The 25,576-nt window shown below is 62.5% G+C and carries 27 protein-coding genes; 14 read left to right on the top strand and 13 right to left on the bottom strand.

Going from position 1 to position 25,576, the window contains the following annotated elements:
- The first annotated feature begins 52 nt into the window (after window positions 1–52).
- Together ACIPQ1_RS05995 and ACIPQ1_RS05990 are read left to right on the top strand one after the other, a co-directional pair.
- Complete coding sequence (locus ACIPQ1_RS05995) at window positions 53–331, top strand: type II toxin-antitoxin system RelE/ParE family toxin (protein WP_411385688.1); 279 nt, start codon at window positions 53–55, stop codon at window positions 329–331.
- A gap of 15 nt (window positions 332–346) precedes the next feature.
- The gene (locus ACIPQ1_RS05990; protein WP_186730615.1) at window positions 347–634 is read left to right on the top strand and encodes a HigA family addiction module antitoxin; all 288 of its coding nucleotides are present in this window, start codon (window positions 347–349) and stop codon (window positions 632–634) included.
- 6 nt (window positions 635–640) lie between these two features.
- Here ACIPQ1_RS05990 and ACIPQ1_RS05985 read toward each other — a convergent pair whose 3' ends face one another.
- Complete coding sequence (locus ACIPQ1_RS05985) at window positions 641–1,207, bottom strand: DJ-1 family glyoxalase III (protein ID WP_250963278.1); 567 nt, start codon at window positions 1,205–1,207, stop codon at window positions 641–643.
- Between the two features lie 161 nt (window positions 1,208–1,368).
- Entirely contained in the window at window positions 1,369–1,824 is a 456-nt protein-coding gene (locus ACIPQ1_RS05980) for a DUF4879 domain-containing protein (protein ID WP_411385689.1), read from the bottom strand.
- A 204-nt stretch (window positions 1,825–2,028) separates the two neighbouring features.
- On the opposite strand from ACIPQ1_RS05980, the gene ACIPQ1_RS05975 reads away from it, so the two are divergent.
- The 4 genes from ACIPQ1_RS05975 to ACIPQ1_RS05960 all read left to right on the top strand — a co-directional run bounded on the left by ACIPQ1_RS05975 (window position 2,029) and on the right by ACIPQ1_RS05960 (window position 5,995).
- The gene (locus tag ACIPQ1_RS05975) at window positions 2,029–3,324 is read left to right on the top strand and encodes an NCS2 family permease (protein ID WP_186706528.1); all 1,296 of its coding nucleotides are present in this window, start codon (window positions 2,029–2,031) and stop codon (window positions 3,322–3,324) included.
- Entirely contained in the window at window positions 3,321–4,400 is a 1,080-nt protein-coding gene (gene trmA, locus ACIPQ1_RS05970) for a tRNA (uridine(54)-C5)-methyltransferase TrmA (protein WP_411385691.1), read from the top strand. The genes ACIPQ1_RS05975 and trmA overlap by 4 nt, the downstream gene beginning before the upstream one ends.
- A 297-nt stretch (window positions 4,401–4,697) precedes the next feature.
- Window positions 4,698–5,138 carry a type II 3-dehydroquinate dehydratase gene (aroQ, locus tag ACIPQ1_RS05965; RefSeq protein WP_186706530.1) on the top strand — a complete coding sequence of 147 codons (441 nt, stop codon included), beginning with the start codon at window positions 4,698–4,700 and terminating at the stop codon, window positions 5,136–5,138.
- Window positions 5,139–5,143: 5 nt separating this feature from the next.
- The gene (locus ACIPQ1_RS05960) at window positions 5,144–5,995 is read left to right on the top strand and encodes a shikimate dehydrogenase (RefSeq protein ID WP_411385692.1); all 852 of its coding nucleotides are present in this window, start codon (window positions 5,144–5,146) and stop codon (window positions 5,993–5,995) included.
- A 149-nt stretch (window positions 5,996–6,144) separates the two neighbouring features.
- Here ACIPQ1_RS05960 and ACIPQ1_RS05955 read toward each other — a convergent pair whose 3' ends face one another.
- A complete protein-coding gene (locus ACIPQ1_RS05955; protein WP_411385693.1) occupies window positions 6,145–6,822 on the bottom strand; it encodes a TetR/AcrR family transcriptional regulator in 678 nt (225 codons plus the stop codon).
- A gap of 102 nt (window positions 6,823–6,924) precedes the next feature.
- On the bottom strand, window positions 6,925–8,826 hold the full coding sequence (quiC, locus tag ACIPQ1_RS05950) for a 3-dehydroshikimate dehydratase QuiC (protein ID WP_446533749.1): 1,902 nt from the start codon (window positions 8,824–8,826) through the stop codon (window positions 6,925–6,927).
- A gap of 269 nt (window positions 8,827–9,095) precedes the next feature.
- On the opposite strand from quiC, the gene ACIPQ1_RS05945 reads away from it, so the two are divergent.
- Window positions 9,096–10,433 carry an MFS transporter gene (locus tag ACIPQ1_RS05945; protein ID WP_411385695.1) on the top strand — a complete coding sequence of 446 codons (1,338 nt, stop codon included), beginning with the start codon at window positions 9,096–9,098 and terminating at the stop codon, window positions 10,431–10,433.
- 197 nt (window positions 10,434–10,630) lie between these two features.
- Here the strand turns inward: ACIPQ1_RS05945 and ACIPQ1_RS05940 are convergent, their stop codons facing one another.
- Window positions 10,631–11,509: a DMT family transporter gene (locus tag ACIPQ1_RS05940; protein ID WP_186730609.1), complete on the bottom strand. Its 879-nt coding sequence runs from the start codon at window positions 11,507–11,509 to the stop codon at window positions 10,631–10,633.
- 252 nt (window positions 11,510–11,761) lie between these two features.
- Between ACIPQ1_RS05940 and ypfJ the strand changes: the two genes are divergently transcribed.
- Both ypfJ and ACIPQ1_RS05930 read left to right on the top strand, forming a co-directional pair.
- Entirely contained in the window at window positions 11,762–12,646 is an 885-nt protein-coding gene (gene ypfJ / locus ACIPQ1_RS05935; protein ID WP_411385696.1) for a KPN_02809 family neutral zinc metallopeptidase, read from the top strand.
- Entirely contained in the window at window positions 12,647–13,594 is a 948-nt protein-coding gene (locus ACIPQ1_RS05930) for an alpha/beta hydrolase (protein WP_446533748.1), read from the top strand.
- Window positions 13,595–13,720: 126 nt separating this feature from the next.
- Here the strand turns inward: ACIPQ1_RS05930 and ACIPQ1_RS05925 are convergent, their stop codons facing one another.
- From ACIPQ1_RS05925 to ACIPQ1_RS05915, 3 genes are all read right to left on the bottom strand, one after another.
- The gene (locus tag ACIPQ1_RS05925; RefSeq protein ID WP_411385698.1) at window positions 13,721–14,314 is read right to left on the bottom strand and encodes an HAD family hydrolase; all 594 of its coding nucleotides are present in this window, start codon (window positions 14,312–14,314) and stop codon (window positions 13,721–13,723) included.
- On the bottom strand, window positions 14,311–15,180 hold the full coding sequence (tesB, locus tag ACIPQ1_RS05920; RefSeq protein ID WP_039594097.1) for an acyl-CoA thioesterase II: 870 nt from the start codon (window positions 15,178–15,180) through the stop codon (window positions 14,311–14,313). Before tesB ends, ACIPQ1_RS05925 begins: the two co-directional genes overlap by 4 nt.
- Window positions 15,181–15,283: 103 nt before the next feature.
- Window positions 15,284–15,853, bottom strand: coding sequence for a GNAT family N-acetyltransferase (locus tag ACIPQ1_RS05915; protein WP_207967007.1), 570 nt, complete (start codon window positions 15,851–15,853; stop codon window positions 15,284–15,286).
- A gap of 73 nt (window positions 15,854–15,926) precedes the next feature.
- Here ACIPQ1_RS05915 and ACIPQ1_RS05910 point away from each other — a divergent pair, with 73 nt between their 5' ends.
- Both ACIPQ1_RS05910 and ACIPQ1_RS05905 read left to right on the top strand, forming a co-directional pair.
- Complete coding sequence (locus ACIPQ1_RS05910) at window positions 15,927–16,847, top strand: histone deacetylase family protein (protein ID WP_446533747.1); 921 nt, start codon at window positions 15,927–15,929, stop codon at window positions 16,845–16,847.
- Window positions 16,848–17,124: 277 nt separating this feature from the next.
- Window positions 17,125–18,366, top strand: a complete 1,242-nt coding sequence (locus ACIPQ1_RS05905) for a TIGR03862 family flavoprotein (protein ID WP_446533746.1) — start codon at window positions 17,125–17,127, stop codon at window positions 18,364–18,366.
- Window positions 18,367–18,501: 135 nt separating this feature from the next.
- Here ACIPQ1_RS05905 and ACIPQ1_RS05900 read toward each other — a convergent pair whose 3' ends face one another.
- The gene (locus tag ACIPQ1_RS05900; protein ID WP_434574181.1) at window positions 18,502–19,839 is read right to left on the bottom strand and encodes a DEAD/DEAH box helicase; all 1,338 of its coding nucleotides are present in this window, start codon (window positions 19,837–19,839) and stop codon (window positions 18,502–18,504) included.
- A 58-nt stretch (window positions 19,840–19,897) separates the two neighbouring features.
- Window positions 19,898–20,800: a drug/metabolite exporter YedA gene (yedA, locus tag ACIPQ1_RS05895; RefSeq protein WP_411385700.1), complete on the bottom strand. Its 903-nt coding sequence runs from the start codon at window positions 20,798–20,800 to the stop codon at window positions 19,898–19,900.
- Between the two features lie 161 nt (window positions 20,801–20,961).
- On the opposite strand from yedA, the gene ACIPQ1_RS05890 reads away from it, so the two are divergent.
- Complete coding sequence (locus ACIPQ1_RS05890; protein WP_053125600.1) at window positions 20,962–21,414, top strand: Lrp/AsnC family transcriptional regulator; 453 nt, start codon at window positions 20,962–20,964, stop codon at window positions 21,412–21,414.
- Between the two features lie 155 nt (window positions 21,415–21,569).
- On the opposite strand, the gene ACIPQ1_RS05885 is transcribed toward ACIPQ1_RS05890, so the two are convergent.
- The 3 genes from ACIPQ1_RS05885 to ACIPQ1_RS05875 all read right to left on the bottom strand — a co-directional run bounded on the left by ACIPQ1_RS05885 (window position 21,570) and on the right by ACIPQ1_RS05875 (window position 23,560).
- Entirely contained in the window at window positions 21,570–22,181 is a 612-nt protein-coding gene (locus ACIPQ1_RS05885) for a 3'-5' exonuclease (protein ID WP_446533745.1), read from the bottom strand.
- 21 nt (window positions 22,182–22,202) lie between these two features.
- Window positions 22,203–22,682: a LabA-like NYN domain-containing protein gene (locus ACIPQ1_RS05880; RefSeq protein WP_053125603.1), complete on the bottom strand. Its 480-nt coding sequence runs from the start codon at window positions 22,680–22,682 to the stop codon at window positions 22,203–22,205.
- Between the two features lie 128 nt (window positions 22,683–22,810).
- Entirely contained in the window at window positions 22,811–23,560 is a 750-nt protein-coding gene (locus ACIPQ1_RS05875) for a DUF2076 domain-containing protein (protein ID WP_446533744.1), read from the bottom strand.
- A 176-nt stretch (window positions 23,561–23,736) separates the two neighbouring features.
- On the opposite strand from ACIPQ1_RS05875, the gene ACIPQ1_RS05870 reads away from it, so the two are divergent.
- Window positions 23,737–24,396 (top strand): YciC family protein, encoded by a 660-nt coding sequence (locus ACIPQ1_RS05870; protein ID WP_250963295.1) that lies wholly within the window; start codon window positions 23,737–23,739, stop codon window positions 24,394–24,396.
- Window positions 24,393–25,472: an endonuclease/exonuclease/phosphatase family protein gene (locus tag ACIPQ1_RS05865; protein ID WP_250963296.1), complete on the top strand. Its 1,080-nt coding sequence runs from the start codon at window positions 24,393–24,395 to the stop codon at window positions 25,470–25,472. Before ACIPQ1_RS05870 ends, ACIPQ1_RS05865 begins: the two co-directional genes overlap by 4 nt.
- The last annotated feature ends 104 nt before the right edge of the window (window positions 25,473–25,576 follow it).

The following is a 25,576-nucleotide window of genomic DNA, read 5'->3' as shown; positions in this document are numbered from 1 at the left end:
GCGGTATATATGTACCGCACCGAGTGTAATGTATCGCCTTACACTCTGTTCCATGATTAAATCCTTCCAGCACAAAGGCCTCAGGCTCTTTTATGAGACGGGGTCGACCCGTGGTATCCGGGCGGACCACGGAAAACGCCTGGCCCGCATGCTCCAGTTCATGGACAGGGCGCAGGCCGCCAACGACTTGGATATCCCGGGATGGCGATTGCATCCGCTCAAGGGTGGGCTGGATGGATACTGGTCGCTGGGGGTTTCGGGAAACTGGCGGGTTATTTTTCGTTTCATCGGGTCCGATATCGAACTGGTCGATTATCTGGACTACCACTGATCAGGAGGCTGGAACATGCCCATGCACAATCCGCCACACCCTGGCGAAACCTTGCGGTTGGACGTGTTGCCCGAGCTGGGCATCACGGTCACCGAACTGGCACGACACCTGGGCTTCGCCCGGCCTCATCTCTCCCGGGTATTGCATGGCCATGCGCCCATCAGCCCCGATCTGGCGGTGCGCCTGGAACGTGCCGGGATCGGCAAGGCCAGGGTGTGGTTGGGCGTCCAGGCCGACTATGACTTGTGGCAAGCCGAGCGCCGCGAGCAACCCGCGATCGAACCTTTCCCCCAACACGCTTGACCTCCGTCAGGCCAGCAACTCCGCCGCCACCACGCTCCTCACGCCCTTGCCACTGAGTTGTTCCACCAGCATCAAGGCAAACGCCAGGGCGGCGGCCGAGCCTTGGGCGGTGATGCAGTTGCCGTCTACCACCACGGGCTGATCCACGAAGCTGCAACCGGACAGTTGCTGGCTTACCGCTGGCAGGCAGGTCATGCGGCGCTGGCGCAGGACGCCGAAGGCCTGTAGCGCCAGGGCCGGGGCTTCGGCGATGGCGGCAAAGAAACGCCCGGCGGCGGCCTGGTCCTTGATCAATTGTTGCAGCGGCTGATGGGCCGCCAAGTGCTGAGCGCCGATGATGCCGCCCGGCAGGACGACCAGGTCGAAATCCTGCACGAGCACGTCCACCAGCATGCCATCGGCCGTCAGGCGCGTGCCGCGGGCGCAAGTGAGCATGCGCCGTCCTTCGATGCTCGCCACCACGGTTTCGATCTGCGCGCGCCGCAGCACATCGATCAAGGTGACCGTCTGCAAGTCGTCGACGCCCTCGGCGACGGCAATCAGGGCTCGGGGGATCTTGGTTCCAGGAATCATGGGCGCTCTCTCCACTGGGTGATGCCTGTAGTGTAGGAGCTGCCGAAGGCTGCGATCTTTTTACAAGCGCTTGAGACTCAAGCGTCTGGGGAAAGATCGCAGCCTCGCTTCGCTCGGCAGCTCCTACACAACGGTTATGCATTTCTCACGCGGGGGCCGGGCTATTTGATGTACAACTGGGTCGACATCCGGTTGCCCGGGGCGTTGATCGACTGGTTGCTGAAGCTGAAGGTGCCCTCTTGCTTGCCCTTCAGGTCGAAGATGTACACATAGCCGACGACTTTGGTCCGCACCGAGCAGTCGTTGAGATTGCCATTGCTGTAGGCACATACCGGCGAGCGGGTGCCGTCGACTTCAAAGCCGTCCAGGGTGACATGGGGCTGATGGCCATAGCCGACTTCCAGCACGTAGACCTTGATGTTCGGCCCGCCGTGATCGCAACGCGTCTGCGCCTGCCCGGGGACGATGTCCTCGAAACCACAGGCCGGCGACTCGACCTTGAGTACCTTGACCTCACTCAAGGGCGGTGCCGACGCGGCATTGACGGCTTGGCCGAGCATCCACAGGGCCAGCGCGCAGCCCACGGCCACCAGCCGCTTTTTATTCATGTGAAGCATAGAGACCTCCCGGAACCGCGGGCAGTATGGCCCACTTGGCGCGTTGGCAAAACATCGACGACGATCGCAGCCACAACGCTACGCTGCTGGTATGATGCGCGGCTTTTTCCGACCCGCAGAAAATTCCCGGGCGCCGCTGGCGACCTGTGCTTTGCTGTTGAGGTCGATACATTCACGGCGCCGGGCGCGCCACGGGGAGCAGACATGCTGGAAAGGCTGTTTCAACTCAAGGCACACAACACCAACGTGCGGACCGAGATCCTGGCGGGCGTCACGACCTTCCTGGCCATGGCCTACATCCTGTTCGTCAACCCGAGCATCCTCGGCGAAACCGGCATGGACAAGGGCGCGGTGTTCGTCGCCACCTGCCTGGCGGCGGCCATTGGCTCCACGGTCATGGGCCTGATCGCCAACTACCCGATCGCCCTCGCGCCGGGCATGGGCCTGAACGCCTTCTTCACCTACACCGTGGTCCTGCACATGGGCCACACCTGGCAAGTGGCGCTGGGCGCGGTGTTCGTCTCCGCCGTGCTGTTTTTCCTGCTGTCGATCTTCCGCATCCGCGAGTGGATCATCAACAGCATCCCGCTGCCGCTGCGCTCGGCCATTGCCGCCGGTATCGGCCTGTTCCTGGCGTTGATCGCCCTGAACAATGCCGGCATCGTGGTGAAAAACCCGGCGACCATGGTGGGCCTCGGCGACTTGAAGCAACCGGCGCCGATCCTCGCGACCCTCGGCTTTGTCCTGATCGTCGCCCTCGAAGCCTTGAAAGTACGCGGCGCGGTGCTGATCGGCATCCTGGCGGTCACCATCGTTTCGATCCTGATGGGCTTCACCCCGTTCAACGGCGTCATCTCCGCGCCGCCATCCCTGGCCCCGACCTTCCTGCAACTGGACATCAAGGGCGCCCTGGACATCGGCCTGGTGAGCGTGATCTTCGCCTTCCTGTTCGTCGACCTGTTCGACAACTCCGGCACCCTGATCGGCGTTGCCAAGCGCGCCGGACTCATGGGCAAGGACGGCCACATGCCGAAGATGGGCCGTGCGCTGATCGCCGACAGCACCGCCGCCATGGCCGGTTCGCTGCTGGGCACCTCCACCACCACCAGCTACATCGAATCGGCGGCGGGCGTCAGCGCCGGCGGCCGCACCGGTTTGACCGCCATCGTGGTGGCGATCCTGTTCCTGCTGGCGCTGTTCTTCTCGCCACTGGCCGCCAGCGTCCCGGCCTTCGCCACCGCGCCTGCCCTGTTGTTCGTCGCCGTGCTGATGACCTCGGGCCTGGCGGAAATCGACTGGGATGACATCACCGTCGCCGCGCCCGTGGTGGTGACCGCCCTGGCGATGCCATTCACCTATTCCATCGCCAACGGCATCGCTTTCGGTTTCATCGCCTGGACCGCCATCAAACTGGTGTCTGGCCGTGGCCGTGAGCTGAACCCGGCGCTGGTTATTCTGTCGATCCTGTTCGTGATCAAGTTGGGTTGGTTCAACGCATGACTTTTGATTCCCAGGCCTACGCCGCCCAGTTACAGGACAAGGTCACCCGCTTGCGTGACCTGTTGGCGCCGTTCGACGCACCGGAACCTGCGGTGTTCGATTCGCTCCTGAAAAACTTTCGCCTGCGGGCCGAATTCCGCCTCTGGCGCGAGGCCGGCGAACGGCATTACGCAATGTTCTCCCAGGACGACAAACGCACACCGATCCTCATTGAGGAATTTCCCATTGCCAGCCTGCGCATCAACCAATTGATGCCGCAGCTCAAGGCCGCCTGGCAAGCCAGTGCGCCCCTGAGCCATAAGCTGTTCCAAGTGGAATTCCTGACCACCCTCGCGGGCGATGCGATGATCACCCTGTGTTATCACCGCCCGCTGGACGAGCACTGGCACGCGGCCGCGTCAAAATTGGCGGCCGACCTGGGCGTCAGCATCATTGGCCGCTCCAAGGGCAAGCGGGAAGTGATCGGCCACGATTACGTGGTGGAGAAACTTGAAGTGGGCGGCCGCACCTTCAGCTATCGCCAACCCGAGGGTGCCTTCACCCAGCCCAACGGCACGGTGAATCAGAAGATGCTCAACTGGGCCTATGAAGCGCTGGGCGATCGCAGCGACGATCTGCTGGAGTTGTACTGCGGCAACGGCAACTTCACCCTGCCCCTGGCCACCCGCGTGCGCAAAGTCCTGGCCACCGAAATCAGCAAGACCTCGGTGAACGCCGCGCTGAGCAACCTCAGCGAAAACGCTGTGGATAACGTTACCCTGGTGCGCCTGTCCGCCGAAGAACTGACCGAAGCCTTGAACGAAGTCCGACCGTTCCGTCGCCTGCAGGGCATCGACCTGAAAAGCTACGAATTCGGCAGCGTATTCGTCGACCCGCCGCGTGCCGGCATGGACCCGGACACCTGCGAGTTGACTCGGCGGTTCGACAACATCCTCTACATCTCCTGCAACCCGGAGACCCTCGCCGCGAACATCGCGCAATTGAACGACACCCACCGCATCACGCGTTGTGCGTTGTTCGATCAATTTCCTTGGACCCATCACATGGAATCCGGGGTGTTGTTGACTCGGCGCTGAGTCCTCCCTTTCGGGGTGAAGGATTACCCTGTGGCGAGGGGATTTATCCCCGCTGGGCTGCGAAGCGGCCCTCTGCTCTGTCTTGTCTGGCCTCTTGCGAGTGCTGCGCACTCGAGCGGGGATAAATCCCCTCGCCACAATTGCTCTCCCTCACCTTTCGGCCGGCAATGTTCGATCATCGAACACTTATTGCCCAACGACCGCGGCTTTATTTGACCAAATTAACCATCTAGTACAATTTATCTCCACCGGCTGAAACCCCGCCGACACCAACAATAAAAATGTGGAGAAACTGCGATGCCTCCGATCGTTCTGGTGCTCAACGGCCCGAACCTGAACCTGCTCGGCACCCGCGAGCCGGCCACCTACGGCCATGAAACCCTGGCCGATATCTCTGCACTGTGCGGGCGCGCCGCCGACGAATTCGGCCTGGCGGTAGAGTTCCGCCAGACCAACCAGGAAAGCGAATTGCTGGACTGGATTCACGGTGCCCGGGGCCGGTGCGCCGGTATCGTCATCAACCCGGCGGCCTGGACCCACACTTCCGTGGCGATCCGTGACGCCCTGGTGGCCAGCGAAGTGCCGGTCATCGAAGTCCACCTGTCCAACGTTCATGCCCGTGAAACCTTCCGCCACCACTCCTTTGTCTCATCCGTCGCCATTGGCGTGATGTGCGGGTTTGGCAGCCATGGCTATCGCCTGGCCCTTGAACATTTCAGTCAGCGGTTGAAGGGTTGATGGGCATGTCGAATATCACTGTGCTGGCCGGCCTGATCGGCGCGGGTATCCAGGCGTCCCGCACGCCGGCGCTGCATGAGCGCGAAGGCGATGCCCAAGGCATGCGTTATCTCTATCGACTGATCGACCTCGACGCGTTGAAGCTCGACAGCGGTGCCCTGGCCGACTTGCTGATGGCCGCCGAACGCATGGACTTCACCGGCCTGAACATCACTTTTCCCTGCAAGCAGGCGATCATCCCGCTGCTGGACGAGCTGTCGCCCGAGGCCCGAGGCATAGGCGCGGTCAATACGGTGGTGCTCAAGGACGGCAAGCGCATCGGCCACAACACCGACTGCCTGGGGTTCGCCGAAGGTTTTCGCCGTGGCCTGGGGGAAGTGGCGCGCAAGCGCGTGGTCCAGATGGGCGCGGGGGGCGCTGGCGCGGCGGTGGCCCATGCGCTGTTGCTAGAGGGCGTGGAAACCCTGAGCATCTTTGACGTCGAAGTCAGCCGCGCCGAGGCACTGGCCAACAACTTGAATCAACACTTCGGCACCGGCCGCGCTCGCGCCGGGCATGACCTGCCAACGGCCATGGCCGAGGCCGACGGTCTGGTGAACACCACGCCCATGGGCATGGCGAAACTGCCGGGCATGCCAGTGCCGGTCGAGTTGTTGCGGGGCGCTTTGTGGGTCGCTGAAATCGTTTACTTCCCATTGGAAACCGAGCTGCTGCGCAACGCCCGCGCCATCGGCTGCCGCACGCTGGATGGCGGCAACATGGCGGTGTTCCAGGCGGTGAAGGCGTTCGAACTGTTCAGTGGCGTGGCGCCGGACGCGCAGCGGATGCTGGCGCATTTTCAGAGCATGAATCACTGAAGCCGGTGATGAATCCCCTGTGGAAATGACCTGTGGGAGCGAGCTTGCTCGCGATGGCGGTGTGTCAGTCGCAACTGATGTTGGCTGATCGACCGCTATCGCGAGCAAGCTCGCTCCCACATAAGCCCGCACACACATCAGGTTCGGTGTCAGGCCTGCAAGTACCGCAACACCGACTCACACACCATCTGCCGATGCCGCTGCTTCACTGCTTCATCCGACAGGTCGATCTGAAAGATCTCACCGAACGTCTGGCGGTTGGACACCCGGTAGAAGCAGAACGAGCTGATCAGCAGATGCACGTCCAGCGGCTCGAGGCCGGCACGGAACACGCCCTCTTCGGCGCCGCGCCGCAGGATCACCCCCAGGGAATCGAGGATGGTATTGGTCATCGCCTTGATCGCGCCTGACTGCTTCACGTACTCGGCGTTGTGAATGTTCTCGATGCAGACGATGCGCACGAAATCCACATTGCGGTCGTGGTGGTCGAAGGTGAATTCCACCAGGCGCCGGATCGCGTCCACCGGGGCCAGTTCCGCCAGGTGCAGGCGGCTCTCGGTGGTGCGGATATCGCCGTAGAGTTTTTCCAGCACCTCGACGTACAACTGCTCCTTGCTGCCGAAGTAGTAGTAGATCATGCGCTTGGAGGTGTGGATGCGCTCGGCGATGGCGTCGACCCGGGCACCCGCCAGGCCCTGCTGGACGAATTCGACGATGGCTTCCTGAAGAATGTTTTCCCGGGTCTTCTCCGGGTTGTTCTTGCGACTCTTGCGCGGCTGGGCGACAGGTTCGTCGAGCGCTGCGGAAAGCTCTGGATTCATAGTCATTGCGGGCTCACGGCCATCACTGCACAGGCTGGCGATTATGGGCCGCACCGTGCACTGAAGGAAGCCACGGCACCGCCCATTACCGCCACGTTTACGATTTCCCTACAACTTGGCGTGCCGCAAGCCACCGCTGCGGGACTTGGCCATGGCCGCCAGGCGCACCGCGACGTTGGCGGCGCCATAACCGGCGTAACCGTTCTTGCGCTGGATGATCTCAAAGAAAAACCGCCCCTCGAACGGCTCGGTGTAGACATGGAACAGCTCGCCACCCTGGGCGTCACGGTCGTACAGCACGTTGAAGTAAGCCAGTTCGCTGAGGAACTCGTCATCGAAATCGAAACGCGCCGCCAGGTCGTCGTAGTAGTTGAGCGGGATGTCGAGCAACGGTACGCCCGCCTCCTTGGCCCGACTGACCTGGGCGAAGATGTCGTCGCAGTCGAAGGCGATGTGATGCACGCCGGAGCCGCGATAACTCGACAGCGCATGTGAGATCGCGGTGTTGCGGTTCTCGGAAATGTTCAGCGGCAAGCGGATCGAACTGCAGCGGCTGCGCAGCGCCCGGCTTTTTACCAGGCCATAGGGGTCGGGCAAGACCACTTCGTCGTCGGCCTCGAAATCCAGCAGGCTCTTGTAGAACAGCACCCAACTGTCGAGGCTGTCGGCCGGCAGCGCCATCGCCATGTGGTCGATGCGCTTGAGCCCGGCCCCGATGACCGCCCCCGGTTGCAGGTTGAAATCGGTGCCATAGACGTCGGCGTCCTGGTCTACCAGGTAAATCAGGCTGCCGTCCGGTGCACGCACCGCCGCCAGCTCCAGCTCATTGGGCCCCACCAGTCCGCGATAGGGCTGACCCTTGTAGGCAACCGCCCGCTCCAGGGCACTGGCGCTGTTTTTCACCCGCACGGCGGTGGCGCACAACGATGGCCCGTGGGCTTCGAAAAAGCTGTGGGCGAAGGAATACGGTTCACTGTTGAGGATCAGGTTGATGTCGCCCTGGCGCAGCAGGCTGACATTCTTCGAGCGATGCTGGCCCGCCTTGACGAACCCCAACCGTTCCAACCAGTGGGAGAGCTTGGCGCCGAGGTTGTCGTCCACGGCAAACTCGAGGAATTCGATGCCGGCGTATTCGCTGGCCGGGGGTGTGGCGAACAGGATGTCGGCATTGCCAACGGCGCTCGCTTCTTCGGCCAGGCGCTGGCGGGTCTTTTCTTCCAGGTACAGCAGCGAACGCAGGCCGTCGGCGGCATTGGCCCGTGGCGGCGCGGCACGAAAACCGTCGTTGAAGATCTCCAGCGACAGCGGCCCGGTATAACCACTCTTGATGATCGGCGCCAGGAACCCCGGCAAGTCGAATTCGCCCTGGCCCGGGAAACAACGGAAATGCCGGCTCCACTCCAGGACGTCCATGGCCAGGATCGGTGCATCGGCCATTTGCACAAAAAAGATCTTGTCGCCCGGGATCTGAGCAATGGCGCTCGGGTCGCCCTTGAGGGACAAGGTGTGGAAGCTATCGAGCAACACGCCGAGGTTGGGGTGATCGGCCTGGCGCACGATGTTCCAGACCTGTTGATAAGTATTCACATGGCGGCCCCAGGCCAGCGCCTCGTAACCGATGCGCAAGCCGCGGGCACCGGCCCGTTCGGCCAGCAGGCGCAAGTCATCGATCAGGATCTGTTCATCGCCGACGCTGTCGGCCGAGGCATTGCTGCACACCAACACCAGGTCGGTGCCCAGCTCCTGCATCAAGTCGAACTTGCGCTCGGCCCGCTCCAGGTTGCGGGGCAGACGATCGCGGCGGCAGCCTTCGAAATCACGAAACGGTTGGAACAAGGTGATGGCGATGCCCAGGTCAGCGCACATCTGCCTGATTTCCCGAGGGCTGCCATCGTAATAAAGAAGGTCATTCTCGAAAATTTCCACCCCATCAAAACCAGCGGCGGCAATGGCGTCGAGTTTCTCCGGCAAAGTACCGCTCAAGGACACGGTGGCAATGGAACGCTGCATGACTTCGGCTCCCGGGACAGGCATCGGCTACAAAGGTGCGCCGCTTTTTAAAGAGTGAGCCGATTATTGAGCTGCCGGTTTCTTTCAGCAATTCAATATGTACCATCCGGTTAGTTTTTTGGGCGATTATCGAACACAATGCCCATGGCTGAATTGACGATTTTTTGCTCACTGCGCACCATCGCTCCCACATTGACACCGGCTCTGATCGCCAATCTCGATGGATAGACCCAGACCAACCATAAGAATTTCAAAAACGGGTACACGCTATGATTCCCTCCCAAAGTTCCCGCCTGGCCCCTGGCCTGGGTGCCTCCACCGGCAGCGTCGGTGACAAGATCCGCGGCGCCATGGCCGTGGGCAAGACCCGTTGGGGCATGCTCGCCCTGGTGTTTTTCGCCACCACCCTGAACTACATCGACCGTGCCGCCCTGGGCGTCATGCAGCCGATCCTGGCCAAGGAAATGAGCTGGACGGCGATGGATTACGCCAACATCAACTTCTGGTTCCAGGTCGGGTATGCCATTGGCTTCGTGTTGCAGGGGCGACTGATCGACCGGATCGGCGTCAAGCGCGTGTTCTTCTGCGCCGTGCTGCTCTGGAGCCTGGCGACCGGCGCCCACGGCCTGGCCACGTCGGCGGTGGGCTTTATGGTTTGCCGTTTCATTCTCGGCCTTACCGAAGCCGCCAACTACCCGGCCTGCGTGAAGACCACCCGGCTGTGGTTCCCGGCGGGCGAACGGGCTGTCGCCACCGGTATTTTCAATGCCGGAACCAACGTTGGTGCGATGTTCACGCCGATGCTGCTGCCACTGGTCCTGCACGTATGGGGCTGGCAGGCGGCGTTCCTGTGCATGGCCGCGCTGGGCGGGATCTGGCTGCTGTTCTGGGGCCTGAAGTACTTCAACCCTGAAGACCATCCCACCGTTAAACAGTCGGAGCTGGACTACATCCAGGCCCAGGACGAACCGGACCCGGTCCGCGTACCGTTCTCGCGCATCCTGCGCATGCGCGGCACTTGGGCGTTCGCCCTGGCCTACTCGATCACCGCGCCGGTATTCTGGTTCTACCTCTACTGGTTGCCGCCGTTCCTGAACCAGCAATACAACCTGGGCATCAACGTGACCCAGATGGGCATCCCGCTGATCATCATCTACCTCACCGCCGACTTCGGCAGCGTCGGCGGCGGGATCCTGTCGTCGTTCCTGATCGGCCGCGGCCTCGACCCGATCAAGGCGCGACTGGTGTCCATGCTGCTGTTCGCCTGCTGCATCATCGGCGTGATCATGGCCGCGGGTTCCAGCAGCCTGTGGATGGCGGTGTTCGCCATTTCCCTGGCCATCGGCGCGCACCAGGCCTGGACCGCCAACATCTGGAGCCTGGTGATGGACTACACGCCCAAGCACATGATGAGCACGGTGTTCGGCTTCGGCGGCATGTGCGCGGCCATCGGCGGGATGTTCATGACCCAACTGGTGGGCCACATTCTCACGATCACCCACAATAACTACACCGTGCTGTTCACCCTGATCCCGGCGATGTACTTCATTGCCCTGACCTGGCTGTACTTCATGGCGCCGCGCAAGGTGCCTACCCTGGAAAAATGACTGTCCACACGCTAACGGGCAACGATTCACCTGTGGCGAGGGAGCTTGCTCCCGCTCGATTGCGCAGCAATCGCAAAAAAGCGAGGGCCGCTTCGCCCGAAGCGCCGGACCGGCCCAGCGGGAGCAAGCTCCCTCGCCACTGGGGGCTGTGCTAGCCCAGAGAGTGCTGTGCTAGCCACAAAAGGGTTTGTCAGCGGTTACGCCCGCCGCTGTTGCCACGCCGCTGCCAACCCACTCAAGCAGATCAAGACGATGCCCACCACGGTGGTCAGCGTCGGCGTGTGGTTGAACAACAACCAGCCCAGCAGGCCGGCAAACACGATCTGGCAATACCCGAACGGCGCGAGCAGCGCCGGGGCGGCAAAGCGGAAGGCCTGGGTCAGCATCAGGTGCGCCGTCATCCCGCAGGCCCCCAGCGCCAACATCATCGCCCCGTGCATCAGGCTCGGCACCTGCCAGAAGAACGGCACCAGCGCGCTCATCACCAAGGTATTGCACAGGCCGGCGAAGAAATTGCTGGTGGTCGGGCTGTCGATCTCGCTGAGCTTGCGCGTGAGCAGTTGGTAGAAGCAGAAAAACAGTGCCGAACAGAACGGTAACAGCACCGCCGGGGTGAACAGATCGCCGCCGGGATGGACGATGATCAACACCCCGATGAAACCGAAGATCACCGCGATCCATTGACCGCGCGTCACCCGTTCGCCCAGCAATGGCACCGACAGCGCCGTCACCAGTACGGGCGCGAGGAAGTTGACCGCCGTCGCCTCCGCCAGAGGTATGAACATCAACGCGGTGGTGAAAAACAGACTGGTGCCCAGCAGGCACAACGCCCGGGCCAACTGCCACAACGGGCGCTTGGTACGCAGTACCCGCAGCCCCGAGCGTGGCAGGAAAATACCCGCCATCAACAACGTGTGCACCACGTAACGCGCCCAGACCACCATGACGATCGGATAAAAACCGGACAGGTATTTGGACAACGCGTCATGACTGGAGAACAGGAACGTTGCGGCCAGGATTAGCACGATGCCCTTGAAAGCCTGATTGACGCCGGAGAGCGGTGTGCTGACGGTCATGAGGGAAACCTGCGTTGCTTGATGTAAGGGCCGTGACGCACGATGCAGTTGTTGGGCCAGCGAGCATGCCGATAAGTTCTGAATCGGCAGTGTAATGAAAATTCCGGCGCCAGGCAGGATCGGCACTTCGATGAACCAAAACCCGTGTCCGTTGCCTGACAGCACAAGCGCGGCGCGCACCTTGGGCGCCTGAAAGCTAGACTCACCGCCACAGCAGTCATTTCTCGCAGCGTCATTTAGAGGATCTCCCACATGTTATGGAAAAAAGGTCGCCGCAGTGACAACGTGGTGGACGCCCGTGGTGATGGTGGGGGCGGTGGCGGAATGCGTTTTGGCGGCGGCAAGGGATTGAGCCTGACGGCCATTCTCCTGATCGTCGGCATCGGCTGGATCACCGGCCAGGACCCGATGCAGATTCTCGGGCAACTGGCCGGGCAGATGGACCAGTCCGCACCCGCCACGTCACAAACCCGCCAGGCGCCACCGGCCAACGACGAACAGGCCGAGTTCGTGCGCTCGATCCTCGGCGATACCGAAGACACCTGGGGCCAAGTCTTCCAGCAGGCCGGACGCCAATACCAGCAGCCCAAACTGGTGCTGTTCAGTGGTCGGGTCAATTCGGCTTGCGGCCTGGCCTCCTCGGCGACCGGGCCGTTCTATTGCCCGGCGGACCGGCAGGTCTACCTGGACATGAGTTTCTTCAAGGAAATGTCCCAACGCTTTGCCGCCGCCGGCGACTTCGCCCAGGCCTACGTCATTGCCCACGAAGTCGGCCACCATGTGCAGACGCTGCTCGGCGTGTCGGCGAAAATCCAGGAAGCACGCCAGCAAGGCCGGCAGATGGAAGGCGACGGCGGCTTGTTGGTGCGCCAGGAATTGCAGGCCGATTGCCTGGCAGGGGTCTGGGCCAACCATGCGCAGAAACGCTTGAACTGGCTGGAGCCGGGAGACATCGAAGAGGCCTTGACCGCCGCCAATGCCATCGGTGACGACCGCTTGCAGCAGCAAGGCCAAGGCCGCGTGGTGCCGGACTCCTTCACCCACGGTACGTCGGCGCAGCGGGTGCGTTGGTTCAAGACCGGCTTCGCCCAGGGCCAGGTCAGTCAGTGCGACACGTTCGCGGCGAAAACCCTGTAGATGAAGAGGTGGGCGTTGATCGGGCTGGTGCTGTGCTGCGCCGCAGCCCAGGCCGATGAACACGGCGTCAACGTGGTCGCCCAGGGGCGCCTGCAACTCAAGGGCGGTGCCATGGCCGTCGCCGTCAGCCCGCCCCCGGCGTCCATTCAACGCGTGCTGATCATCCTTCATGGTCGGCTGCGCAACGCCGACACCTACCTGCACAGCGCCGAAAAAGCTGCCGGGCAGGCCGGGCAACAGGGCACGACGCTGGTCATCGCCCCGCAATTCCTCAACGAGCAGGACGTGGCTCGCCACACGTTGCCCAATGATCTACTGCGCTGGCAGGGCAATGATTGGATGGCCGCAGGCCTGTCCACGGGGCCCAACCCGGTCAGCTCCTTCCAAGTCCTCGACGACATCGTCGCGCGGGTCAGTGACCGGCAGCAATTTCCCGAAGTAAAGGACATCGTCATCGCCGGTCATTCCGGCGGCGCCCAGGTCGTGCAGCGCTATGCCCTGCTCGCCCAAGGCCAATACCGGATCAACCCGCGTTTCGTCATCGCCAACCCGTCGTCCTATGCCTACTTCGATGCGCAACGGCCCATGGCCTTCGACGCCGCCAGTTGCCCGGGCTTCAACCGCTGGAAATACGGCCTGCAGGACCTGCCCGCCTATGCCGCTGGGCGAACGCCCGCCCAGCTGGAGGAACACTACGTCAAGCGCGATATCGTTTATCTGCTCGGGCAGCAGGACATCGACCCGGAGCATCCGGCGTTGGACAAGGGTTGTGAAGCACAGACCCAAGGCGCGTATCGATTACTGCGTGGGCACTTCTTTTTCGACTACCTGACCCGGCGCCATCCCGAGGGGCTGAACCAGCGGCTGATCGAGGTGCCCGGGGTCGGGCACGATGGGGATGGGATGTTCAATTCGCCGGAGGGGCTGAGGGTGTTGTTTGGGCAGTAAGCCTCGTGGCGACTGATAGGGCCTCATCGCGAGCAAGCTCGCTCCCACAGGGTTTTCTGTGTTCGCCACACATCCCCTGTGGGAGCGAGCTTGCTCGCGATGGCGGCTAGCCAGCCAATAACAATCTCAAGCCGACAACATCCGCCGCAACTCAAGGCAATCCCGCGCATGCCAATCCGTCAGCTCCGGCCATGGATTGTCCGGCAAATTCACCAGCACCGTCCGCGCCCCCGCCGCACGGCCGCAATCCAGGTCGAAGCGGTAGTCGCCCACCATCACCATCGTGTCGGGCGTCACGCTCCAGGCCTCGGCCAGTTTCAACAGGCCACCGGGATGCGGCTTGGGCGGTGCTTCATCGCGGCCCAGCACATCGTCCACCGCGAAACAGTCCGCCAGGCCAATGGCCTCCAGGGTCACGTGGGCCAGCTCACGGGCGTTGCGGGTCAGGATCCCCAGGCGATAGCCGCGCCCGGCCAGCTCGCGCACCAATTCGACCGCGCCCGGCGCAGGCTTGGAGCCCAGCGCCAGGTCCCGCTCGTGTTCCAGCAACCAGGCATGCTTGGCCGCGGCCTCCTCAGCGGGCAACCCTGCCAGGTGAGTGAGAATGTCATCTTCGGCCGGAATCGCCAGGGCCACGCGGATCGCCGCGAAATCATGCACGGCGATGGTCAGCGTGCCATCCATGTCGAACACCCAGTGACGAACCTCGGCCAGGCTCATGCCCAGTCCTTGCGGTGGCGAATCAGGCCTTCCTGGGTGACCGACGCCACCAGTTGCCCAGCGCGATTGAACACGCTGCCACGGGAGAAACCACGGGAATTGCCGGCCCACGGGCTGTCCATGGCGTAGAGCAACCAGTCATCGGCGCGCAGGTCAGCGTGGAACCACAACGCGTGATCAAGGCTGGCGACCTGCATGTCCTTCTGCCACACCGATTTGCCGTGGGGCAGCATCGAGGTGGTCAGCAGGCCGAAGTCCGACGCGTAGGCCAGCAGGTATTTGTGCAGGGCCGGGATGTCCGCCAAGGCGCCATCGGCACGGAACCACACGTATTTCACCGGGTCGGCCGGTTGCGGGTTGTACGGGTCTTTTTCGGTGACCGGGCGGACTTCGATCGGCTTGGGGCACAGCAGTTTTTCACGCATGTGCTCGGGCAACAGGTGCGCGCGCTGCTGGGTCAGCTCCAGCTCGGACGGCAGGTTCTCCGGGCCGACGACTTGCGGCATGGTGCTCTGGTGCTCGAAACCCTGCTCGTCATACTGGAACGAGGCGCTGCAGGTGAAGATCGGGTTGCCCTTCTGGATCGCCGTCACCCGGCGGGTGCTGAAACTGCCACCGTCACGCACCCGGTCCACCTGGTAGACCACCGGCAGCGCAGCATCGCCTGGACGCAGGAAATAACCGTGCATCGAATGCACATGGCGCGCCTCTTCCACGGTCTGGCTGGCCGCCGACAACGACTGGCCCAGTACCTGGCCGCCGAACAGCTGGCGAAACCCCAGGTCCTGGCTGCGACCGCGAAACAGGTTCTCTTCGATCGGTTCCAGGGTCAGCAGGTCGACCAGATCTTCCAACACGTGGCTCATTCAGACTTTCCTCACACAGCGCAATTGCCGCAGTCTACGCCGCGGCGGTGGATCGATTGTTGGCCCAGGCCATTCTGGCGGGCATTGTAAACGTCCGTGTCGGCTAACCGTGAAGGGTCTGCAACCATTGCTCACGATTGATGCGATAAAGCACATGGTGACGCAATGGATGATCGACCGCGAGTTTTGGGTGCTCGAAATCGTCGGCAGGATCATGCTGCATGCCGATGGCCTGCATGACTTTCTGCGACGGCAGGTTATCCACAGCGGTAAACGCCACCACTTCATCCAACCCCAGGCGGTCGAAGGCACAGCGCAGCGCGGTCCACGCCGCTTCGCTGGCATAACCGAGCCCCCAATGCTCGCGCGCCAGGCGCCAGCCGATCTCCACCGCTGGCGTGAAAGGCGCGTCGAACCCGACCACGCCCAGCCCGGTAAAGCCAATGAAAGCCCCGGTGTCCTTGCGCTCCAACGCCCACAAACCAAAACCATGCTCGGCAAAATGCCCGCGCACACGGCCGATCAACGCAGCGCTTTCCAGGCGACTCAAGGGTGCCGGAAAATAACGCATCACTTGCGGATCGGCAGACATGGCCGCAAACGCCGGCAAATCATCGTCGCGCCACTGCCGCAATATCAGCCGTGCGCTTTCCAGTTCCAGTATCGGCTCCATCTTCACTCCCCTCCATGCCCTCAGAGTCTACATCGCTGGTAGGATTCGTGGCTCAATCACCACTGAAAACACCATGCCGCTACCGCTGATCTATCACGAAGACTACAGCCCCGAATTCCCGGCGGAACACCGCTTCCCCATGGACAAATTTCGCCTGTTGCGCGACCACCTGGTGGAGAGCGGCCTGACCCGCGATGCCGACCTGTTGCGCCCCTCACTGTGTCCGCCGGACATTCTCGCCCTGGCTCACGACCGCGCGTATATCGAGCGCTACATGGGCGGCGAGCTGTCCCGCGAAGACCAACGGCGACTGGGCCTGCCCTGGAACGAGGCCCTGGCCCGCCGGACGGTGCGCGCCGTCGGCGGTTCGCTCCTGGCCGCCGAGCAAGCCCTCGCACACGGCTTGGCCTGTCACTTGGCCGGCGGTACCCACCACGCCCACTACGACCACCCGGCCGGATTCTGCATTTTCAACGACCTGGCGGTGATCAGCCGTTATTTCCTGGCCAGCGGCCGGGTGTCGCGGGTGCTGATCTTCGATTGCGATGTGCATCAGGGCGACGGCACCGCTCGAATACTCCATGACACCCCGGACGCCGTGACAGTTTCCTTGCACTGCGAAAAGAATTTTCCCGCACGCAAGGCGCAAAGCGACTGGGACATCCCGCTGCCGATGGGCATGGGCGACGCCGCTTACCTGAACGTGGTGGACGATGCGCTCAACTACCTGCTGCCGCTCTATCAACCGGACCTGGTGCTGTATGACGCCGGCGTCGACGTGCACAAGGATGACGCCCTCGGTTACCTGAAGCTGACGGACGAAGGCCTCGCCGCCCGGGACGAGAGCGTCATGCGCCATTGCCTGGGACGCGACATCCCGGTGGTCGGGGTGATCGGCGGTGGCTATAGCAAGGATCGCCAGGCCCTGGCCCGCCGCCACGGGATCCTGCACCACAGCGCACAAAGGGTCTGGACGTCATCAGGTTGTCACTGAAACCTGGGCTTTACCCACAATGCCTGTGGAGCGGCTTGTGGATAACCTGAGCGAAACGGCCTACAGGCTATGCCGCCTGAAGCGTACAGAGGCTTGGCTGTTTTTTGATCAGAGTTCTAAAAAACACCTGCATTCCCCGTGGGAGCGAGCTTGCTCGCGATAGCGGTGGACCCGTTACATCAATGCCACTGACACACCGCCATCGCGAGCAAGCTCGCTCCCACAGAATTTTGTGCTGATAGAATGCCTCGCCTATTCCAGCCCCGCAGCCCAGATCATGACCTCGACCGTCCAGCCTTCTACCCCAAACATCGCCATCATCGGCGGCGGCCCCGCCGGCCTGATGGCGGCCGAGGTGCTGAGCCAGGCCGGCTTGCAGGTCGACCTGTACGACGGCATGCCATCGGTGGGCCGCAAATTCCTGCTGGCCGGCGTGGGCGGCATGAACATCACCCACTCCGAAGCCTTCCCGGCCTTCCTGTCCCGCTACGCCGAACGCGCGCCCAACCTCGCGCCACTGCTGCGAACGTTCGGGGCGGACGAGTTGTGCACCTGGATCCGCGGGCTGGGCATCGACACCTTTGTCGGCAGCTCCGGGCGGGTATTTCCCACCGACATGAAGGCCGCGCCGCTATTGCGCGCCTGGCTCAAGCGCCTGCGTGATGCCGGTGTGGTGATCCACACCCGTCACCGCTGGCTCGGCTGGAACCCCGACGGCAGCTTGCGCATCGCCTCGCCGGAAGGCGAAAAAACCCTGCGCCCCCAGGCCACCTTGCTGGCGTTGGGCGGCGGCAGTTGGGCGCGCCTGGGCTCCGACGGCGCCTGGATGCTACCGCTGGAACAACGCGGCGTGGCCCTGGCGCCGTTGCAACCGAGCAACTGCGGGTTCGAGGTCGAGGCCTGGAGTGACTTGATGATCAGCAAATTCGCCGGCGCCCCGCTGAAGAACATCGCCATGGGCCTGAACGACGATGTGCCACGCCTCGGCGAATGCGTGATCACCGTCACCGGCCTCGAAGGTAGCCTGGTCTATGCCCTGTCGGCGCCCATTCGTGAAGCCATCAACCAGCATGGCCATGCGACCGTTCATCTGGACCTGTTGCCGGGCCGGCCTGTGGATAAAATCCTCCAGGCCTTGAACAAACCGCGCGGCTCACGCTCGATGGCCAAGCACTTGCACAGCCAGCTGGGGATCGACGGCGTCAAGGCGGCGCTGCTGCGCGAGCTCACGCCGGCCGAGTGCTTCACCGACCCGGCGCAACTGGCCCAGGCGATCAAGGCCCTGCCGGTCACCCTGGTGAAGCCTCGTCCCCTGGACGAAGCCATCAGCAGCGCCGGTGGCGTGACCTTCGAGGCCTTGGATGAACGCCTGATGCTCAAGCACCTGCCCGGCGTGTTCTGCGCCGGGGAAATGCTCGACTGGGAAGCGCCGACCGGCGGCTACCTGCTCACCGCCTGCTTTGCCAGCGGCCGGGCGGCGGGGTTGGGGTTGGTGGAGTGGTTACAGCGCCTGGATTGAAGACCGAGGCGCGGCCATCGCGAGCAAGCTCGCTCCCACAGAAGATCTGTGGTGCATACAGGATCTGTGAGCACCTGAGCACCACTGTGGGAGCGAGCTTGCTCGCGATAGCGGTATCTCAGGCACAGCAAATCATCAAGGCTTACGCTTACGCGGCCCGGTATTGAACACCGGCACTTTTCGCACAGGCTTGACCGAAGGTTCCACAGGCGCAGCGTCGCCACTGTCCACCCACTTGCCCAGGTTGCGCTTGCCGCCACCACCGGAAGTTTTCGGTTTCTTCGGTTTTTTCGGCTTCTTGATCACCTGGCCGCTGGCATCGGTGTCCGGCACCCGATGCTCGGGTTCGAAGTCCTGTTCCATCTGCCGAGCCAGCGTCTGGCGGGTCAGCATCTCGATGGCCGAGAGCAGATTCACCTCGTCGGCACAGACCAGGGAAATCGCCTGCCCGGTGGCGCCCGCCCGACCGGTACGGCCGATACGGTGGATGTAATCTTCGGCGACGATCGGCAGGTCGAAGTTCACCACCAACGGCAAATCCTCGATGTCCAAGCCACGAGCAGCGACGTCAGTCGCGACCAGAATCTGCACTTCGCTGGCCTTGAAGCGGTCAAGCGCCCGCTGGCGAGTGGCCTGGGGCTTGTCCCCGTGGATGCCGTCGGCGTTGACGCCCAGGCCTTGGAGTTTTTCCACCAGCGCATCGACACCGTTGCGGGTCTTGGCGAAGACCAGCACCTGCTTCCACTTGTTCTTGCGCATCAGGTGCACGAACAACTCCGCCTTGCGCTTCTTGTCCACCGTCACCACCCATTGCTTGACGGTGTTGGCGGCGACGTTGCGCGGGCTCACTTCGATGCTCAGCGGATCGTTGAGCATCTGCCCGGCCAACAGGCGGATCGCATCGGAAAAGGTCGCCGAGAACAACAGAGTCTGGCGTTTCTTCGGCAGCGCCTTGTAGATATTCGCCAGTTCCTCGGAGAAGCCCAGGTCGAGCATGCGGTCGGCTTCGTCCAGCACCAGGGTCTGCAACTGGTTGAACTTCAGTGCGTTCTGGCGGAACAGATCGAGCAAGCGACCCGGCGTGGCAACCAGCAGGTCGACACCCTTGCGCAACTTCATCATCTGCGGATTGATGCTGACGCCGCCGTAGACCGCGTAGGTGCTCAGTGGCAGGTTCTGCGCGTACTGCCGCACGCTTTCATGGACCTGCTCAGCCAGTTCACGGGTCGGCACCAGGATCAGCGCCCGCACCGAGTTGGCCGCGACCTTCGGCCCTTCAGTGGTCAGCAACTGCAACAGCGGCACCGCAAAACCGGCGGTCTTGCCGGTGCCAGTCTGGGCCGCGGCCATCAGGTCGCGACCGGCGAGCACCGCCGGCATGGCTTGGGCCTGAACCGGGGTCGGAGTCTGGTAGCCGAGCGTCTCGAGGGCGCGCAACAAGGGTTCGATCAGGCCAAGGGTGGCGAAAGTCATGGAAGTACCGTAGGAAAAATCAGCGCAAGGTGTGCAATGCGCGGCAGTTTACCCTAAATCAGGCGGCGGCCGGCGCAGGCTTGGGCTTGCGCCACTGCGGCAAGCCGATCAACACCACGGCACTGATGATCACCAACATCGCCAGGGCCTCCTCGATGCCGATGGTTTCACCGGCAAACACGATGCCCAACAGCACCGCCACGGCCGGGTTGACGTAGGCATAACTGGTGGCCGCCGCCGGGCGCACATGCTTGAGCAGGTACATGTAGGCGTTGAAGGCGATGATCGAACCGAAGCCGATCAGGTAGAACAAGGCCAACCAACCTTCCAGCGGCGGCATGCTGTCCAAGTGTTCGCCGCTGGCGAAACTGCCGATCAACAGCACCACACCGCCCACCAGCATTTCCACGGCACTGGCCATCGCCCCGGCCGGTAACGGCAAATGCTTGCTCAGCACCGAGCCAAAGGCCCAGGACGCCGCCGCGAACACCAGCAAGGTCGCGCCCAACGGGCTGGACTGCAGGTTGGAACCGAGGTTGAGCATGGCGATGCCGATCAACCCCAGCACAATGCCCGCCCATTCCAGACGCGTATTACGCGCGCCCCAGAAATAGCCGCACAACAGGGTAAACAAAGGCACCGTCGCCACCGCCAATGCCGCGACCCCGGACGCCACGCCCGTGTGCTCGGCGACACTCACCGCGCCATTGCCAAAACTGAGCAGCAGCACGCCAATGATCGCCCCGGCCTTCCACTGCGCCCAGGTCGGTGCCGGCGCCCCACGCCAGCGCAGGAAGCCGTACATCAGCGAACCGGCCAGCACAAAACGAATCCCGGCCAGCAGCAACGGCGGCCAATGCTCCACGCCGATACGAATCACCAGGTAGGTCGACCCCCAGATGACGTACAAGGCAAAGAAGGCAGCGATCAAGGGCAGGGGAAAACGGCGTGTGCCAGGCATGTTCAACTCGAAGTCAGGACAATGAGAGACGTTATTCTAGAAAGGCGACAGACGGAATTTAAGTTACAAAACCTGTTTATCCAAGCCATACACTTTTCAAAACACGGCGTTCGGCGCTATAAATCGCGCTTTCGAAAGTCACGTCATTTGGAAGCCTACCTGTGGATAAATACGACCGCATGCTGCTCAGCGCCTTGTTGGAAAACGGTCGTGCGTCCTACGCTGAACTGGCCCGCAAAGTGAACCTGTCAGCCCCGGCCGTGGCCGAGCGGGTCAGCAAACTGGAAACCAGCGGCGTCATTACCGGCTATCAAGCCAAGGTCGACATGGCCAAGATCGGCCTGCCGGTGCAGTGCGTCATCGAACTGCGCATGAACCAGCACGGCAACCAGAAGACCTACGATGAACTGTGCAAGATCCCACAACTGACCGAATGCCATCGGGTCACCGGGGACCCGTGCGTGATCATGCAAGCGGCTGTCGGCTCGATGCCCGAGCTGGAAGAGCTGATCAACCGCATCGCCAAGTTCGGTTTCAGCAAGACCTCGATCGTGCTGTCCAGTGCCATTGAAAAGCGCGTGCCGTTGGGGCAGTTGGAAGGGAATGGCAAGTAACGCTAATCGAAACTGTGGGAGCGAGCTATAACCGCTACTCAACCCTGTGGGCGCGAGCGTGCTCGCGATAGCGTCGGATCAGTCAGCCTCTCTATTGACTGACACACCGCTATCGCGAGCAAGCTCGCTCCCACAGTTTTTGTTTTGTGGTGTGTCTAGAACCCGCGATGCCGCTTGAGGTGCTCGTTGATCTTCGCCGCCGGCACCTTCTGCAAACTGCACAGCAGATCATGGGACAGCTCCCGTAGCCCGTGCTTCTGCCGCAGTTCCGCAGCCAGGTGCGCGGTGAGGTTGGCGGCCATTTCGGCGTCGGCCATGGCCCGGTGAGCCTGGCCGGTGTGGGGCAAGCCGGCGAACGTGTTGAGTGTGCCTAGCTTGTGGTTCGGCGCCGCCGGCATCAAGCGCCGGGCCAGCAACAGTGAGCAGGCAAAATTCTGCAGGCGGGTGCGCTTGATGCGTCCCAGCTCGAAATCCCAGAACTTCTGGTCGAACGCAGCGTTGTGGGCCAGCAGCGGCGTGGTGCCGACGAACTCGTTGACCTCGTTCATGACCTTTTCCGCCGACGGTGCGCTGCGCAACATGGCGTTGCTGATGCCGGTCAGTTGTTCGATGAAGGCTGGGACGTGTACACCGGCATTCATCAGGCTCTGGTAGCGGTCGACGATCCGGCCTTGTTCGAGCATCACCACTGCGATTTCAGTGGCCCGGCAGCTGCTGCTCGGGGTGATGCCGGTGGTTTCAAAGTCGATGACTGCGATGCGTTCCAAACCTTTTGAACTCCGTGAAAATCAATTCTTGAGCAACAACGCGCCTTCGATGGGCACATAGCGACTGGCGGCGCGGATCAGCGAGTTGGCGGTCAACCCCGGCACGCCATAGGCCACGGCCTGGATGCCGTGCTTGTTGATGATGCGTTCGAGCAGCATGTCGAAATCGCCATCGCCGGAGGCCAGCACCACTTCATCGACGTGATCGGCAGCGTCCATGATGTCCAGCGTGATGCCCACGTCCCAGTCGCCCTTGGCCGAGCCGTCGCTGCGCTGGATGTAGGGCTTGAGCTTCACGATGAAACCCAGGTTGCGCAGGATCTGCTGGAACTGCTGCTGCTTGCTGTCACCGCGATCGATCGCATAGGCGTAGGCCTCGACGATCTGGCCTTGTTTGCTGACATCTGCCCACAGCGCGGCATAGTTGAAATGGCAACCATAAGCCTGGCGCACGGTGTAGTAGAGGTTCTGGACATCGGCGAACACTGCAATTTTTTTCACCGCGTTTCCTCTTGGATGCACACGCAGGCAGACCACCAGGGCCGAAAAGTCGCCCAGTATGCCAGCCAGAGGGATTGTTCCGCGAATAATCGGCCCGAGGCGCCAGGGCGCCCCGGACGAATGGCAGCTCAGACGAAGGAGTCGTCGTCGCCGAAGGAAGATGAATCGTCGCTGTAGTCCGCGTCGCTGAAGCCGCCCGGGTCGTTTCCGTAGGCGTCGTTATCGGCCATACGCTGGTCATCGCCCCAACTGCTGTCAGTGGTGTCGTTGACCGGTTGCGCCGGTTCTTCCTTGAGGATCTCGACGATTTCCTGCGGTTGCTGGTTGCTGTGGAACAGGCTGCTGATGCCCTGGGCCAGCATCACGCCACCGGCCACGCCCGCCGCGGTTTTCAGCGCGCCGCCGAGGAAGCTGCCCGCTGCCGGGGCCTGCTGCTGCGGCGCGCCATAATTGCCGGGCGGCGCGCCGAAACCCTGTTGCGCCGGGGCATTGAAGGACGACGGTGTCGGTTCGCGCCAACCACCTCCGCTGGAGGCCGGTGCGCTCGCCGGGCGCGAGTCCCGTGGGCTTCCGCCGAAAATACTCGAGAGGAAACCACCGCCACCGCTGGACGCCGGCGCTTGCTTGCGAGCCTGTTGCAACTCGGCCTGCAACTGCTCGACCTGCTGGGAGAGCTGCCTGTTCTGCTCATCGAGGCGCTTGATCGCAGCCTCCTGCACCAGGATCGCCTGGGCCATGAAATAGCCCGCCGCTGGCTGGCTCGCCAGGTGCTCCTTGATCCGCGCCTCGGCCTGGGCATCGCGCGGGGCTGAATCCTTTTCGGCCTGTTGCAGCCGTGAAAACAGTCCATCGATCAGGGTTTGTTCTTCGCTGTTCATGGCGACCTCATTCGATTGCCGGGTAGAAACCATTCCGATCCCGAAGACCGGTGCCCATCAGTAATGGGGCGCGTCGAAAAGCTTTCAATGGTCTTTACCTGATGTTTACGTTTGTTTCTGCGGTCACCTGATGGGTAAAGTGTCGGACCGCTTTTTTTGAACTGCGATACCGACCCATGAATCCGTTAGAAGTACTGCGTGACTCCTTGTATTTTTTCAAGCGCCATCTGGGCCGGATCGCCCAGTTGTGCCTGCCGCTGGTGATACTTGAAGCCGTGCTGCAACAAGGGGTGGACAACGCCCTGGGGGCCGACGGTTTTTCCGGCTACAGCGTCATCGTTGGGTTATTGGTCTATCCGCTGTACACCGCGGCGCTGATTCTGTTTCTCGATGCCCGCAGCCGTGGTGAAGCGCCACGCACGCGAGACCTGCTTGCCGCCGCCCTGCTCCAGTGGCCGCGCTTCGCCTTGCTGACCGCTCTCAACACGTTGCTGATCCTGATCGGCATCTCCTTGTACTTCCTGCCTGGGCTGTGGCTGATGGTCGTCCTGGCCTTCGGCGAATACCTGTTGGTGTTGAGGGGCATGGCGCCACTGGCCGCCATGAAGGAAAGCGCGCGCCTGAGTCGAGGCCATTTCTGGCGAATCCTGCTTTGCATCCTGGCCGTCATGGTCCCGCTGTGGTTGCTCAAGGGTGCCAGCGTCTCGGTGTATCCGCCGCCGCAGAATCCGTTGATCAGCTTGTTGGTCGACAGCCTCCACAGCTTCCTGCAATTGTTCACCACCGTGGTGTTGTTCCGAATGTTCATGCTGATTGCAGAAAAACCCAAGCCATGACCCGTCTACTACGCCACGCCTTGCTGGGCCTGCTGTTGATTGTCGGCATCGGTGCCTTTGCAACCTATGGCCTGACCTGGCGCCCCCAGGCCCGGGAAGCACTGCCCGTCAGTTGCACTGCCAACGCAGCAGCGCTGGTGCCCGGCCAGGCCTTGAAGGTGATGACCTGGAACGTCCAGTTCCTCGCCGGCAAGCGCTACGTGTTCTGGCACGACCTGGCCCAGGGCGACGATGAAAGCCCGACCTTGGAGGACATGGCCTTCAGCCTCGACGAAGTGGCCCGGGTCATTCGCGACGAACAACCGGACATCGTGTTGCTCCAGGAACTGGACAAGGGCGCCAAGGCCAGCGATTACCAGGACCAGCTCAAGCTGCTACAGGAACGCCTGGCCGACCTCTATCCGTGCGGCACCAGCGCCTTCGACTGGAAGGCCGACTTCATCCCCAACCCGCGTATCTTCGGCAGTGTCGGCCGGCAACTGGCGACCCTGAGTCGCTACCGCATCGACCATGCCGAACGGGTGCAACTGCCGGTGGCCGACGCCAACTTCATCAGCCGTCAGTTCCAGCCAAAAAACGCTTTGTTGGTGAGTTATCTGGCGCTGAGCGACGGCGGCCAACTGGCGGTGCTCAACACCCATCTGGAACGGGCCACCGAGCCGGACGACACCCTGCCCAAGCAAATCGCCGCCGTCACCAAGGCAGTGGATAAACTCGAATCCGCGGGCACGCCCTGGCTGATCGGTGGCGACTTCAACCTGCTGCCCCTGGGCCAGTACCGGCGCCTGCCATCCGAGCAGCGCACGCCTTACGCCGCCGACAGCCCGCTGCACCTGCTGTGGGACAAATACCCGATGATTCCCACCAACAACGAAGCCAGCGGCATCGACCGCGAACATTGGCTGACCCACTACCCGAACGACCCCGGCCTCAACGGCCCCGACCGCACCGTCGACTACCTGTTCTACAGCCCGCGCATCAAACGGGTCCAGGCCCAGGTAAGGCAGGACGATACCTTGCGCATCTCCGATCACTTGCCGGTGATTGCCCGGTTCCTGTTGCCGGCCGCGCCTTAGCGGACTCACCGAAGCCCCCTGTGGGAGCGGGGGGGGGGGGGGGGGGGGGGGGGGGGGGGGGAGGGAGGGGGGGGGGGGGGGGCCCACAGGGGCCCACACGCGCC

The sequence above is a fragment of the Pseudomonas sp. LARHCG127 genome (genome assembly GCF_052871455.1).
This window is presented reverse-complemented; position numbering and strand designations above follow the sequence as displayed.